The 12,589-nt window shown below is 62.8% G+C and carries 8 protein-coding genes and 1 tRNA gene; 6 read left to right on the top strand and 3 right to left on the bottom strand.

Features of this window, described 5'->3' with window-relative positions:
* Window positions 1–168: 168 nt before the first annotated feature.
* Window positions 169–1,578 (bottom strand): type I glutamate--ammonia ligase, encoded by a 1,410-nt coding sequence (glnA, locus tag IVA82_RS13480; RefSeq protein WP_247383682.1) that lies wholly within the window; start codon window positions 1,576–1,578, stop codon window positions 169–171.
* Between the two features lie 152 nt (window positions 1,579–1,730).
* The gene (locus IVA82_RS13475; RefSeq protein WP_007603495.1) at window positions 1,731–2,069 is read right to left on the bottom strand and encodes a P-II family nitrogen regulator; all 339 of its coding nucleotides are present in this window, start codon (window positions 2,067–2,069) and stop codon (window positions 1,731–1,733) included.
* A gap of 379 nt (window positions 2,070–2,448) precedes the next feature.
* On the opposite strand from IVA82_RS13475, the gene IVA82_RS13470 reads away from it, so the two are divergent.
* Window positions 2,449–3,948, top strand: coding sequence for an NAD(P)H-hydrate dehydratase (locus tag IVA82_RS13470; RefSeq protein WP_247383683.1), 1,500 nt, complete (start codon window positions 2,449–2,451; stop codon window positions 3,946–3,948).
* Between the two features lie 4 nt (window positions 3,949–3,952).
* Here IVA82_RS13470 and IVA82_RS13465 read toward each other — a convergent pair whose 3' ends face one another.
* Window positions 3,953–5,257: a multicopper oxidase domain-containing protein gene (locus IVA82_RS13465; protein WP_247383684.1), complete on the bottom strand. Its 1,305-nt coding sequence runs from the start codon at window positions 5,255–5,257 to the stop codon at window positions 3,953–3,955.
* 153 nt (window positions 5,258–5,410) lie between these two features.
* Between IVA82_RS13465 and IVA82_RS13460 the strand changes: the two genes are divergently transcribed.
* From IVA82_RS13460 to lon, 5 genes are all read left to right on the top strand, one after another.
* Window positions 5,411–5,495: transfer RNA gene (locus tag IVA82_RS13460), tRNA-Leu, on the top strand.
* 180 nt (window positions 5,496–5,675) lie between these two features.
* Entirely contained in the window at window positions 5,676–7,037 is a 1,362-nt protein-coding gene (tig, locus tag IVA82_RS13455; RefSeq protein ID WP_247383685.1) for a trigger factor, read from the top strand.
* 278 nt (window positions 7,038–7,315) lie between these two features.
* Window positions 7,316–7,951 carry an ATP-dependent Clp protease proteolytic subunit gene (locus tag IVA82_RS13450; RefSeq protein ID WP_148743670.1) on the top strand — a complete coding sequence of 212 codons (636 nt, stop codon included), beginning with the start codon at window positions 7,316–7,318 and terminating at the stop codon, window positions 7,949–7,951.
* A 472-nt stretch (window positions 7,952–8,423) separates the two neighbouring features.
* Entirely contained in the window at window positions 8,424–9,695 is a 1,272-nt protein-coding gene (gene clpX, locus IVA82_RS13445) for an ATP-dependent Clp protease ATP-binding subunit ClpX (RefSeq protein WP_148743669.1), read from the top strand.
* 328 nt (window positions 9,696–10,023) lie between these two features.
* Window positions 10,024–12,447: an endopeptidase La gene (gene lon, locus IVA82_RS13440; RefSeq protein WP_247383686.1), complete on the top strand. Its 2,424-nt coding sequence runs from the start codon at window positions 10,024–10,026 to the stop codon at window positions 12,445–12,447.
* The last annotated feature ends 142 nt before the right edge of the window (window positions 12,448–12,589 follow it).

Here is a 12,589-nt window from a genome sequence, read left to right as displayed (position 1 = left end):
CGAAGCCGACGTGACGGAGCCCACCATCTGAACCTCTGGCGCGGACGCAAAACAAGCCGTTCGCGCTCAATCCGGTGAACCGCCGTATACGGACCCGTATGTACGGTGGTGTGGGAGGGGAGAGTCGCGAGACTCCCCCTATCCCGATTTGCATACAGTCGGGCCAGATCAGCCCGAATAGTACATGTCGAACTCGATCGGATGCGGGGTCATCTCGAAGCGCTCGACTTCCGTCATCTTCAGCTCGATGTAGCTGTCGATGAAGTCGTCATCGAACACGCCGCCGGCCTTGAGGAAGGCGCGGTCCTTGTCGAGGTTTTCGAGCGCTTCGCGAAGCGAGCCGCACACGGTCGGGATCTGCTTCAGCTCTTCCTTCGGCAGATCGTAGAGGTCCTTGTCCATCGCCGGACCCGGATCGATCTTGTTCTTGATGCCGTCGAGGCCGGCCATCAGCATCGCGGCGAAGCCGAGATAGGGATTGGCGAGTGGATCGGGGAAACGCACCTCGACACGCTTGGCCTTCGGCGAAGCGGTGTAGGGGATGCGGCAGGATGCCGAACGGTTGCGCGCGGAGTAGGCGAGCAGCACGGGGGCCTCATAGCCCGGGACCAGGCGCTTGTAGGAGTTGGTCGACGGGTTGGTGAAGGCGTTGATCGCCTTGGCATGCTTGATGATGCCGCCGATGTAGTTGAGGCAGGTCTCCGAGAGGTCGGCATATTTGTTGCCGGCGAACACCGGCTTGCCGTCCTTCCAGATCGACTGGTGGACGTGCATGCCCGAACCGTTGTCGCCATAGACCGGCTTCGGCATGAAGGTGGCGGTCTTGCCGTAGATGTGCGCGACCTGATGGATGCAGTATTTGTAGATCTGCAGATGGTCGGCCATCAGCGTCAGCGTGTCGAACTTCATGCCGAGCTCGTGCTGGGCGGAGGCGACCTCATGGTGATGCTTCTCGACCTTGACGCCCATCTTGGCCATGGCGCCGAGCATTTCCGAGCGCATGTCCTGCACGGAATCCTGCGGCGGGACCGGGAAATAGCCGCCCTTGGTGCGGACGCGGTGGCCGAGATTGCCGCCTTCATATTCGGTGTCGGAGTTGGTCGGCAGCTCCGAAGAGTCGAGCCTGAAACCGGTGTTGTAGGGGGTAGAGGAGAAGCGCACGTCGTCGAACACGAAGAACTCGGCTTCGGGGCCGACGAAGACCGTGTCACCCACGCCCATCGACTTCACCATGGCTTCGGCCTTCTTGGCGATGCCGCGGGGGTCGCGGTTGTAGGGCTCGCCAGTGGTCGGCTCGAGCACGTCGCAGGTGATGACCATGGTGGTTTCGGCGAAGAACGGGTCGATCGTCGCGGTCACCGGATCGGGCATCAGGCACATGTCCGACTCGTTGATCGCCTTCCAGCCGGCGATCGAGGAGCCGTCGAACATCGTCCCTTCGGCGAAAATGTCGTCATCGATCATGCTGACGTCGAACGTCACGTGCTGCCACTTGCCGCGCGGATCGGTGAAGCGCAGGTCGACGTACTTGACGTCGTTGTCCTTGATCGATTTCAGGACGTCTTTGGCGGTCTTCATGCATACCCCTTTTGGCTCTGCGGGTCGGTTTCCAGATGAGCAAAATTATTCTCGCTTTCGGCGAGTTTTGCGCGACCGCACAAACGAATTCAGGCCGCCGAAGCAGCCTTATTTCTTGTCAGAGTGTCGCAAAATGCGGGATAGCACCCGGCTCAGATAGCGTCTAGCCCGGATTCGCCGGTCCGGATGCGGATCGCCTCCTCGATATTGGAGACGAAAATCTTGCCGTCGCCGATGCGCCCGGTCTGCGCGGCGCGGCGGATCGCGTCGATCGCTCGCTCGACCAGATCGTCGCCGATCACGATCTCGATCTTCACCTTGGGCAGGAAGTCGACGATGTATTCTGCGCCGCGATAGAGCTCGGCATGACCCTTCTGGCGGCCGAAACCCTTGGCCTCCGTCACGGTGATGCCCTGAAGGCCGACTTCCTGAAGCGCTTCTTTCACCTCGTCGAGCTTGAACGGCTTGATGATGGCTTCGATTTTCTTCACTGCGCGCCTCCCGGCCTTTCGAACAAATAGCAACGTCTTCGTCAGGATGCGCTTTTCTCACGCACGAACTTGTCTTCGCTGTGCCGGGATGCCTGACCAACCCGGCGGCGGCCGGCCACACCTTACATATATGCCAGTGAGCGCGACGAACCGAAGCGACTTCCTCGAAAGCAGGGTCTATGCCAAGTTGCAAATGCCCTGATTGTTGGAGCGTTATCAGCCTTTTAACGAGCATCTCTGATAGGTGGAGCCGACCGGCCCAAAATACCGAAGACTAAGAAATAGGCAAACGATCAATGTGTGTGCAGGCGTCTATTCCCATGTATGGGATCGGCACGGAAGATGCCTGTTGAAGAGGCGTTTGTACCAGGGAAGTGGCATGGAAGTTCTGACCAACGCTGAAATGCAGCGAGCCGACCAGCTCAGCATTGCGGCCGGCACGCCCGGCTTCAAGCTGATGCTGAGCGCCGGCCAGGCGGTCGCCGAAGCCGCCAATGCGCTGGTGGAGGAGGGGCCGATCCTGATCGTGGCCGGCCCCGGCAACAATGGCGGCGACGGTTTTGTCGCGGCCGCCGAGCTTGCCGCCCAGGGGCGCGAGGTCTCGGTGATCCTGATGTGCGAGCGCGATCAGCTTCAGGGGGATGCGGCTTCCGCCGCGCGCGGCTGGAAGCACCCGGTGCTCCCGTTCAATCCGCCGGCGATCGGCAGGCCGGCGCTGATCATCGATGCGCTGTTCGGCGCAGGCCTGAGCCGCGCCGTTGGCGGCGAGGCGCACGAGATGATCGAAGCGATCAACGCCAACGGCGCGCCCGTGCTCGCCGTCGACTTGCCGAGCGGCATCAACGGCACCAGCGCGGCCGTGATGGGCGTCGCGGTGAACGCCATTGAGACCGTCACCTTCTTCCGCAAGAAGCCGGCGCATCTGCTGCTGCCGGGCCGGGTACATTGCGGTGCCGTGCGTGTCGCCGATATCGGCATCGACGCGCAGGTGCTGGACGAGATCAGGCCGCAGATCTTCGAGAACGATCCGGATTTCTGGGGCGCAGCTTTTCCGGTCCCCCGCATCGATGGCCACAAATTTGCGCGGGGCCACGTCCTGGCAGTCTCGGGCGACGCCGCCGCGACCGGCGCGGCGCGGCTCGCCGCCCGCGGGGCCTTGCGCGCCGGCGCGGGCCTCGTGACGCTGGCAAGCCCACGCGATGCGCTCGCCATCAATGCAGCCGCGCTCACGGCAGTCATGGTCCGTCCCGTCGATACCGCGGTCGAATTCGGCGAGCTCCTCAGTGACAAGCGTTACAACACCTGCATGATCGGCCCCGGTGCGGGCATCGGCGATCGCACCTGCGATTTCGTCCACACCGCGCTCACGGCGCAGCGGCATCTGGTGCTCGATGCGGATGCGCTGACGAGCTTTGCCGCGAACCCCGAGCGGTTGTTTGAATCGATCAAGTCCTCGCAGGACAATGCGGTGGTGCTGACGCCGCATGAGGGCGAGTTTCCGCGGCTGTTCTCCGATCTCAGCAACAAATATCCGCACCGCTCCAAGCTCGAGCGCGTACGCGCCGCTGCGGAGCGCTCAGGTGCTGTCGTGCTGCTGAAGGGCCCTGACACGACGATCGCCGCGCCCGACGGCCGCGCCACCATCGCCGCCAACGCGCCGCCCTGGCTCGCTACCGCAGGCGCCGGTGACGTGCTCTCGGGCATCATCGCAGGGCTGCTGGCGCAAGGCGTGCCGGCGTTCGAGGCCGCCAGCATCGGCGTCTGGATGCACGGCGAGGCGGCGAGCGAAGCGGGCCCGGGACTGATCGCGGAAGACCTGACCGAGACGCTGCCGGCAGTGCACAGGCGGATTTATAATGCGCTCGGGGTGGAGTACTGAGCCCTCACTCCACCGCATACCAGCGCACCAGCAGCGGCGCCGCCCAGTCGGTCACGACGGATTCGACCAGCCATCGTCCGGGTGAGGTCGCGGCGAACGCGATGCGCTGGGTTTGGCCGGGCTCGATTGCGAGCGTGTCGAGCCAGTAAGGCTTCCAGCCATCGTCGAGCCGGTCGAGCAGACGGAAGTGCTGCCCGTGGAGGCGGAAGACAGTGGTGACCGCCCCGGGGTTCTTGAGTGCCAGCACGACGGTGCGGCCGGCCTTGGCGCGGAAGGCGGGGGTGGACGCGGTGGAGAAGCTTGCAGGCCGCGTCCAACCGGCCTCGGGTGCGCCGAGCGCGACATCGAACCGCAGGGCGCCTTTCAGGTCGAGCTGGTCAGGGAGGCCGTTCGACGGGAGGGGCTGTGGATCAGACAGCGGGACGCGCCGTTCCCGTCTGCCGGAGATTGTGAGGCTCCCGACCTGGCGCGCCTCCTTGCCGTCGTGCAGCAGGAACGGGGCCGATGTGGCCGTATCCACAAATGCGTCGACACGCGCGCCGGGGGCCAGCACCACAGCGCCGCTGCGAGCCGGGAACGGCTCGGCCGGCTGTCCGTCCATGGCCATTACGCGGACGTCGTGGTTTTCCAATTTGATCGCCAGGACAGTACGTTGGGAGCCGTTGATAAAGCGTAGCCGCAGCCGCTCGTTGGCTGCGGCTGAGAGTTCGAATGACGTCTCCCCGTTGATTGTATAGAGCGGCTGCGTTTCCTTCGGATCGCGGCCCGGGGGAAGCGCGGTCCCATCCGGCCGCAGGCGCCATTCCTCGATCAACAGCACCTCGTCACGGTCGACGGCCGGGCGGCTAGTCTCCTCGCCGATGATCGGAAGCGGGCGGCCGGGCGCTGTCAGACCGTCCTCGAAGAGGCGAAAGTCAACCAGCAAGGTTCCTGCGCTTGGCATTGAAATAATTGATGTTTCAGTCGTGTCCGGCGGGGTGGGCGCGCGCCCCCGCAGCGGGTCGGCCGCGGCCGCGCCATTAAGGCCGTGCCAGACTGGGGCAAGCGGTACAGGCAGGTCGTTCCGAAACACCACCTCGCAGCGGTCGCCGCGCTTGAGATGGACGTTCCCGACATGGCTTACGGCAGCCAGCTCCCAGATTGGTGTAGGCGGCTGAGCCGGGCTCAGAGCCAGACTCGCGAGGCGGGCCTGGAGGGCGAGCTGGGCGGTGACGGACGGGCCTACCCCGCCGACAATCATCCCCGCGGCCGACGCCCCAAGGCCGGCCACAACCTCGCGTCGGGAGGGGGCAAAAATCGGCGTTTTCATGCGACGATCCGGACCATGCTGCGCTGGATAAGTCCAGCCGCCATGCCTAGTTGAGGTGGGACTCGACACGGCCATTTTTTTGCTGCGAACGGGCAGGCACATGCTATAAGCCCGCCGCCCGCGGCATCGCGGCCGGTCTTGATGCAAATTCTCGCGGGCGTGGCGGAACTGGTAGACGCGCTGGATTTAGGTTCCAGTGACGAAAGTTGTGGGGGTTCGAGTCCCTCCGCCCGCACCAAGCGCTTTCAGCGTTTGCACGGATTACTGAAGGGCCTGTTCCTCGCGGATGTTTTTCCGCAAGGAGCCAGATCCGATGAACCCACTAGTGCAGGGGCATTGGCCTCGCGCGCTGGATCGATTGATGACAGCGTCCCGACGCGCAACGTGCCGGGACCGAACGAGAAGAAGATTGGACGCCATGCAGGTCACAGAAACCGTCTCAGAAGGTTTGAAGCACGAATTCAAGATCAGCGTTCCGGCGTCTGATCTTGACGCCAAGGCCGGCGCCAAGCTCGTCGATCTCAAGGACAAGGTTCGCCTCAACGGCTTCCGTCCCGGCAAGGTGCCGGTCAATCACCTGAAGAAGGTCTATGGCCGTTCGGTGATGGCCGAGACCATCGACCAGACCATCCGCGACACTAACACGCAGCTCTTCTCCGAGCGCGGCTTCCGCCTCGCAACCGAGCCGAAGATCACGATGCCGACCGAGCAGGCCGAGGTTGAGGAGCTGCTGTCGGGCAAGTCCGACCTGACCTACACCGTCGCGATCGAAGTGGTGCCGGCGATCGCGCTCGCCGACTTCAAGTCGTTCCAGGTCGAGAAGCCGGTTGCTGAAGTCTCTGACACGGATGTCGACGAGGCGATCAAGCGCATCGCCGATTCGAACCGCGGCTACGCGGCGAAGGCCGAGGGCGCGAAGGCCGAATCCGGCGACCGCGTCACCATCAGCTTCAAGGGCACCATCAACGGCGAGGCCTTCGAGGGCGGCGCCGGCGAGGGTATCCAGGTCGTGATCGGCTCCAACACCTTCATTCCCGGCTTCGAGGAGCAGCTGATCGGCATCGGCGCGGGCGAGACCCGCACGCTGAAGGTCGCGTTCCCGAAGAACTACATGAACGACAAGCTGGCCGGCCAGCCGGCCGAGTTCGAGACCACCGCGACGCTGATCGAGGCGCCGCAGGACATCGCGATCGACGACGAGTTCGCCAAGACGCTCGGCCTGGAATCGCTCGACAAGCTCAAGGAAGCTGCGCGCGAGCGGCTGGTCGCGGAGTTCGCGACCGCAACGCGCCAGCGCGTCAAGCGCGCGCTGCTCGACAAGCTCGACGAGGCGCATCGCTTCGAGGCGCCGCCCTCTCTCGTCGACGAGGAGTTCAATCTGATGTGGAACTCGGTTAAGGCCGAGATGGACTCCGCCGGTAAGACCTTTGCCGACGAGGACACCACTGAAGATGCCGCCAAGGAAGAGTACCGCAAGATCGCGGACCGCCGCGTGCGGCTCGGCCTGGTGCTGTCGGAGATCGGCGAGAAGAACAAGATCACCGTGACCGACGACGAGGTCGGTCGCGCCGTGATCGAGCGGGCGCGCTCGATGCCGGGCCGCGAGAAGGAAGTCTGGGATTATTACCGCAGCAACGCCCAAGCGTTGGCCCAGCTTCGTGCACCGATTTATGAGGACAAGGTCGTCGACTTCATCCTCGAACTCGCCAACGTGACCGAGAAGAAGGTCTCGCGCGAGGACCTTTACAAGGACGACGAAGCGGAAAAGACTGCCGCCTGAGGGCGTTGAGAACGCCTTCTATTAAGGATGATCTGCGTAACAGGCCCAACTAGCCAGGTGGCCGGCTGGGCCTCTTTGCGCGAATCAGCTTCAACTGCCGCGAGGATTAAGCCTTAATGCGCTCCGCACTTGTCTGGCGCGAATTGGGCTATATCTGTGGCTTCATCCTCTACCAAAGTTCCTGCATCACGGGATGTCCGTCGGCCTTCAGGCAAATCCAGCCAGGAAACTGGCAGCCAAGAGTGGCGACGTCCGCGTCCGAAAAACCTAGGTGACTCATGCGCGATCCGGTTGAAACCTACATGAACCTCGTGCCCATGGTGGTCGAGCAGACCAACCGTGGCGAGCGCGCCTACGACATTTTCTCGCGCCTTTTGAAGGAGCGCATCATTTTCCTGACCGGGCCGGTCGAGGACGGCATGTCGACCCTGGTGGTCGCGCAGCTCCTGTTCCTTGAAGCGGAAAATCCGAAGAAGGAAATCTCGATGTACATCAACTCGCCGGGTGGCGTGGTGACGTCGGGCCTTGCGATCTACGACACGATCCAGTTCATCCGCCCCCCGGTCTCAACGTTGTGCACGGGCCAGGCCGCCTCGATGGGCTCGCTGCTGCTCGCTGCCGGCGAGAAGGACATGCGCTTCTCGCTGCCGAACGCGCGTATCATGGTGCATCAGCCCTCCGGCGGCTTCCAGGGCCAGGCCACCGACATCATGCTGCACGCCCAGGAAATCCTGAACCTGAAGAAGCGGCTCAACGAGATCTACGTGAAGCACACCGGCCAGACCTACAAGGCGATCGAGGATGCGCTGGAACGCGACAAGTTCCTCACCGCGTCCGACGCCAAGGAGTTCGGCCTGGTCGACAAGGTCATCGACAAGCGCGCCGAGGAGCCGGCGGGCACGAAGGCCCCGTAACACTGTCGGGGCTGCACTATCGATCCTTGGAAGATCCTTGGAATACGTGTTGGGATTTCGGGATCGTCGGAGCGTCGTTGGCGTTAACGGCGCACTTCGCACGGGCGCAAAAGAGCGCCTTTGCGCCCCGCGGCAGGCGGAAAGTTCCGCTTTCGTGCTTGTTTTTCGTGGCAATCCGGCAACGCCGGGGTGATTTCGATCACTTCGCCCGTGCCAAGACCTGAAATCACGGTATTGTCACGGGTAGCCAGCGGCTCCCCGATTAGCGAATTCTTGATAGTCGGGTGACAGCATGGTTGGCTACGATTGAGCGGCTATGATCGCGGAGAATCGAGCGACCGTGATTCGCGCGGGATGTAACGCATAGGGTCTTTTTTGGTACGGAATTTGCTCTATTTGATGGTCTGTACCGGCTGTCGTGCCGGAATAGAGCGATCGAGCGGACGGGATCGAACCGCGGACGGAGACATGAATGAGTAAGGTCGGCACGAGCGACTCCAAGAACACGCTGTATTGCTCGTTCTGCGGCAAGAGCCAGCACGAAGTCCGCAAACTGATCGCGGGTCCCACGGTCTTCATTTGCGACGAATGCGTCGAGCTGTGCATGGACATCATCCGCGAGGAAAACAAATCCTCGCTGGTCAAGTCGCGCGACGGCATTCCGACGCCGAAGGAAATCTGCAAGGTGCTGGACGATTACGTGATCGGCCAGAGCCATGCGAAGAAGGTCCTCTCGGTCGCAGTGCACAATCACTACAAGCGCCTCAACCACCAGACCAAGCACAACGACGTCGAACTCGCGAAGTCGAACATCCTGCTGATCGGTCCGACCGGCTCGGGCAAGACGCTGCTCGCGCAGACGCTCGCCCGCATCCTGGACGTGCCGTTCACGATGGCCGATGCGACGACGCTGACCGAAGCCGGCTACGTCGGCGAGGACGTCGAGAACATCATCCTGAAGCTGCTCCAGGCCGCCGACTACAATGTCGAGCGCGCCCAGCGCGGGATCGTCTACATCGACGAAATCGACAAGATCAGTCGCAAATCCGACAACCCCTCGATCACGCGTGACGTGTCGGGTGAGGGCGTGCAGCAGGCGCTGTTGAAGATCATGGAAGGCACGGTGGCTTCGGTCCCGCCGCAGGGCGGCCGCAAGCATCCGCAGCAGGAGTTCCTGCAGGTGGATACCACCAATATCCTGTTCATCTGCGGCGGTGCGTTCTCCGGGCTTGAGAAGATCATCTCGGCGCGCGGACGTTCCACCTCGATCGGTTTCGCTGCCCAGGTGCTGGCGCCGGAAGACCGCCGTACCGGCGAGATCTTCCGTCACGTCGAGCCCGAGGATCTCCTGAAGTACGGCCTGATCCCCGAGTTCGTCGGCCGTCTGCCGGTGGTGGCGACGCTGGAGGATCTCGACGAGACGTCGCTCAAGAAGATCCTGGTCGAGCCGAAGAACGCGCTGGTGAAACAGTACCAGCGGCTGTTCGAGATGGAGAACATCGAGCTGACCTTCGCCGACGAGGCGCTTGGCGCGGTTGCCCGTAGGGCGATCGAGCGCAAGACCGGCGCGCGTGGCCTGCGCTCGATCCTCGAGGCGATCCTGCTCGAGACCATGTTCGACCTGCCGGGCCTGGAAGGTGTGGAAGAAGTCGTGATTTCGCGAGAAGTCGTGGAAGGCACGGCCCGTCCGCTCTACATCTACGCCGATCGCTCTGATCGCGCCGTCGAGAACGCCAGCGCCTAAACCGAGGGCGCTGGGAGCTCTAATCGTCCTGTCAGAAATGACGGCTGCGGAACGTATCTCCGCAGCCGGTGTTGCGTCGCTTGTCCGCGTGCGTAAGCGCCTGATGGCGTGCGTCTTTCGATGACTTGACACCCCCCGGGTCGATAGCCACCTAATGTCGGCGGCGAGTAAGAATTCTCTTCAAGATTCGCCTCAGTTCCGATCCGGCAGAGCCCGGTCCGACCCTGCGAAGGACAGACCGGTTTTGCCGATCACCTCGGCACCTTGTGGCGGTTGCGCATGAGCATGGCGGGCTGCGTGCGAGGGGGCAAAGCAAAAGGAAAAGGCCATGACCAATCCAAAACCCAGGCCAACCATCGTCCATGGCGAAACGCACGCTTATCCTGTGTTGCCGCTGCGCGATATCGTCGTCTTCCCGCACATGATCGTGCCGCTCTTCGTCGGCCGCGAGAAGTCGATCCGTGCGCTCGAAGAGGTGATGAAGAACGATGCGCTGATCATGCTCGCGACGCAGAAGAACGCGTCCGACGATGATCCGGCGCCCGATGCCATTTACGAGACCGGTACGCTTGCCAGCGTGCTCCAGCTCTTGAAGCTCCCCGACGGCACGGTGAAGGTGCTGGTCGAAGGGCTCGAGCGTGCGCGCGTGCAGAAGTATACCGATCGCGCTGACTATTACGAAGCGACTGCGATTGCGCTCGCCGACACCGATGCGAAGTCGGTCGAGGCCGAGGCCATGGCGCGCTCGGTGGTGTCCGACTTCGAGAGCTATGTGAAGCTCAACAAGAAGATCTCGGCCGAGGTCGTCGGCGTCGTGCAGGCGATCACCGATTTCGCCAAGCTCGCCGATACGGTCGCCTCGCATCTCGCCGTCAAGATCGCGGATCGCCAGGGAATCCTGGAGACGCTGTCGGTCACGCAGCGCCTGGAGAAGGTGCTGGGCCTGATGGAGAGCGAGATCTCGGTGCTCCAGGTCGAGAAGCGCATCCGCTCGCGCGTCAAGCGCCAGATGGAGAAGACCCAGCGCGAGTACTATCTCAACGAGCAGATGAAGGCGATCCAGAAGGAGCTCGGCGACGACGAAGGCCGTGATGAGCTTGCTGATCTCGAAGAGAAGATCTCCAAGACCAAGCTCTCCAAGGAAGCGCGCGAGAAGGCGCAGCACGAATTGAAGAAGCTGCGCCAGATGTCGCCGATGTCCGCGGAAGCGACCGTCGTGCGCAACTATCTGGATTGGCTGCTGTCGATCCCGTGGAACAAGAAGTCCAAGGTCAAGAAGGATCTGGAAGCCGCACAGGCGGTTCTGGATGCGGATCACTATGGGCTTGAGAAGGTCAAAGACCGCATTGTCGAGTATCTGGCGGTGCAGACACGCGCCAACAAGCTGACCGGACCGATCCTGTGCCTGGTCGGGCCTCCCGGCGTCGGCAAGACCTCGCTCGGCAAGTCGATCGCGAAGGCGACGGGGCGCGAGTTCGTGCGCGTCTCGCTCGGCGGCGTGCGTGACGAGGCCGAGATCCGCGGTCACCGCCGCACCTATATCGGCTCGATGCCTGGCAAGATCATCCAGTCGATGCGCAAGGCCAAGTCGTCCAATCCGCTGTTCCTGCTGGACGAGATCGACAAGATGGGTGCCGATTTCCGCGGCGATCCGTCCTCGGCGCTGCTCGAGGTCCTCGACCCCGAGCAGAACGCGACCTTCAACGACCACTATCTCGAGGTCGACTATGATCTGTCCAACGTGATGTTCATCACGACCGCGAATACGCTCAATATTCCCGGACCGCTGATGGACCGCATGGAGATCATCCGCATCGCGGGCTACACCGAGAACGAAAAGGTCGAGATCGCGCGCAAGCACCTGATCCCGAACGCGGTGTCCAAGCATGGCCTGGACTCCAAGGAGTTTTCGATCGACGACGACGCGCTGCTGCTTCTGATCCGCCGCTACACCCGCGAAGCGGGCGTGCGTAATCTGGAGCGTGAGCTTTCGACACTCGCCCGCAAGGCGGTGAAGGAGCTGATGATCTCCAAGAAGAAGTCGGTCAAGGTCACCGAGAAGTCTCTCGAAGAGTTTCTGGGTGTGCCGAAGTACCGCTTCGGCGAGATCGAGAGCGAGCCGCAGGTCGGCATCGTCACCGGCCTTGCCTGGACCGACGTCGGCGGCGAGCTGCTGACGATCGAAGGCGTCATGATGCCGGGCAAGGGCAAGATGACGGTCACGGGCAATCTGCGTGACGTGATGAAGGAATCGATCTCGGCGGCGGCGTCCTACGTCCGTTCGCGCGCGATCGTCTACGGCATCGAGCCTCCGCTGTTCGACCGGCGCGACATCCACGTGCACGTGCCGGAAGGCGCGACGCCGAAGGACGGTCCGTCGGCGGGCGTGGCGATGGCCACCGCGATCATCTCGGTCATGACCGGAATCCCGGTTCGCCACGATGTCGCGATGACCGGCGAGATCACGCTGCGCGGCCGTGTGCTGCCGATCGGCGGCCTGAAGGAGAAGCTGCTCGCCGCTGCCCGCGGCGGCATCAAGACGGTGCTGATCCCCGAGGATAACGCCAAGGATCTCACGGAGATTTCCGATGCGATCAAGGGCGGCATGGAGATCATCCCGGTCTCGCGGCTGGATGACGTCGTCGCCAAGGCATTAGTGAAGAAGCCGGTGCCGATCGTCTGGGAAGAGGACACCAAGGTGACGGTGAAGCCGGACGGTGACGAAGCCGCCGGCGGCCTGACCGCTCACTAAGCTCCATAAGATGATAAAACGGCGCCTTCGGGCGCCGTTTTTGTTGGTGTGCCGAGCATGTTCGACAGCTTGGAGGTGGAAGTCCTTTACCCAGCCTGATGGCGGCGAAGGGTTAGCGAAGCGCAAGGGCGTCATCGCGAGA

The sequence above is a fragment of the Bradyrhizobium sp. 142 genome, assembly GCF_023074015.1.
Taxonomy (GTDB): Bacteria; Pseudomonadota; Alphaproteobacteria; order Rhizobiales; family Xanthobacteraceae; genus Bradyrhizobium.
This window is presented reverse-complemented; position numbering and strand designations above follow the sequence as displayed.

What these genes read in the sequence shown, in the direction of transcription:
- glnA (WP_247383682.1), bottom strand. Translation starts at nt 1,578, where the DNA reads ATGAAGACCGCCAAAGACGTCCTGAAATCGATCAAGGACAACGACGTC.
- IVA82_RS13470 (WP_247383683.1), top strand. Translation starts at nt 2,449, where the DNA reads ATGGAAGTTCTGACCAACGCTGAAATGCAGCGAGCCGACCAGCTCAGC.
- IVA82_RS13465 (WP_247383684.1), bottom strand. Translation starts at nt 5,257, where the DNA reads ATGAAAACGCCGATTTTTGCCCCCTCCCGACGCGAGGTTGTGGCCGGC.
- tig (WP_247383685.1), top strand. Translation starts at nt 5,676, where the DNA reads ATGCAGGTCACAGAAACCGTCTCAGAAGGTTTGAAGCACGAATTCAAG.
- IVA82_RS13450 (WP_148743670.1), top strand. Translation starts at nt 7,316, where the DNA reads ATGCGCGATCCGGTTGAAACCTACATGAACCTCGTGCCCATGGTGGTC.
- clpX (WP_148743669.1), top strand. Translation starts at nt 8,424, where the DNA reads ATGAGTAAGGTCGGCACGAGCGACTCCAAGAACACGCTGTATTGCTCG.
- lon (WP_247383686.1), top strand. Translation starts at nt 10,024, where the DNA reads ATGACCAATCCAAAACCCAGGCCAACCATCGTCCATGGCGAAACGCAC.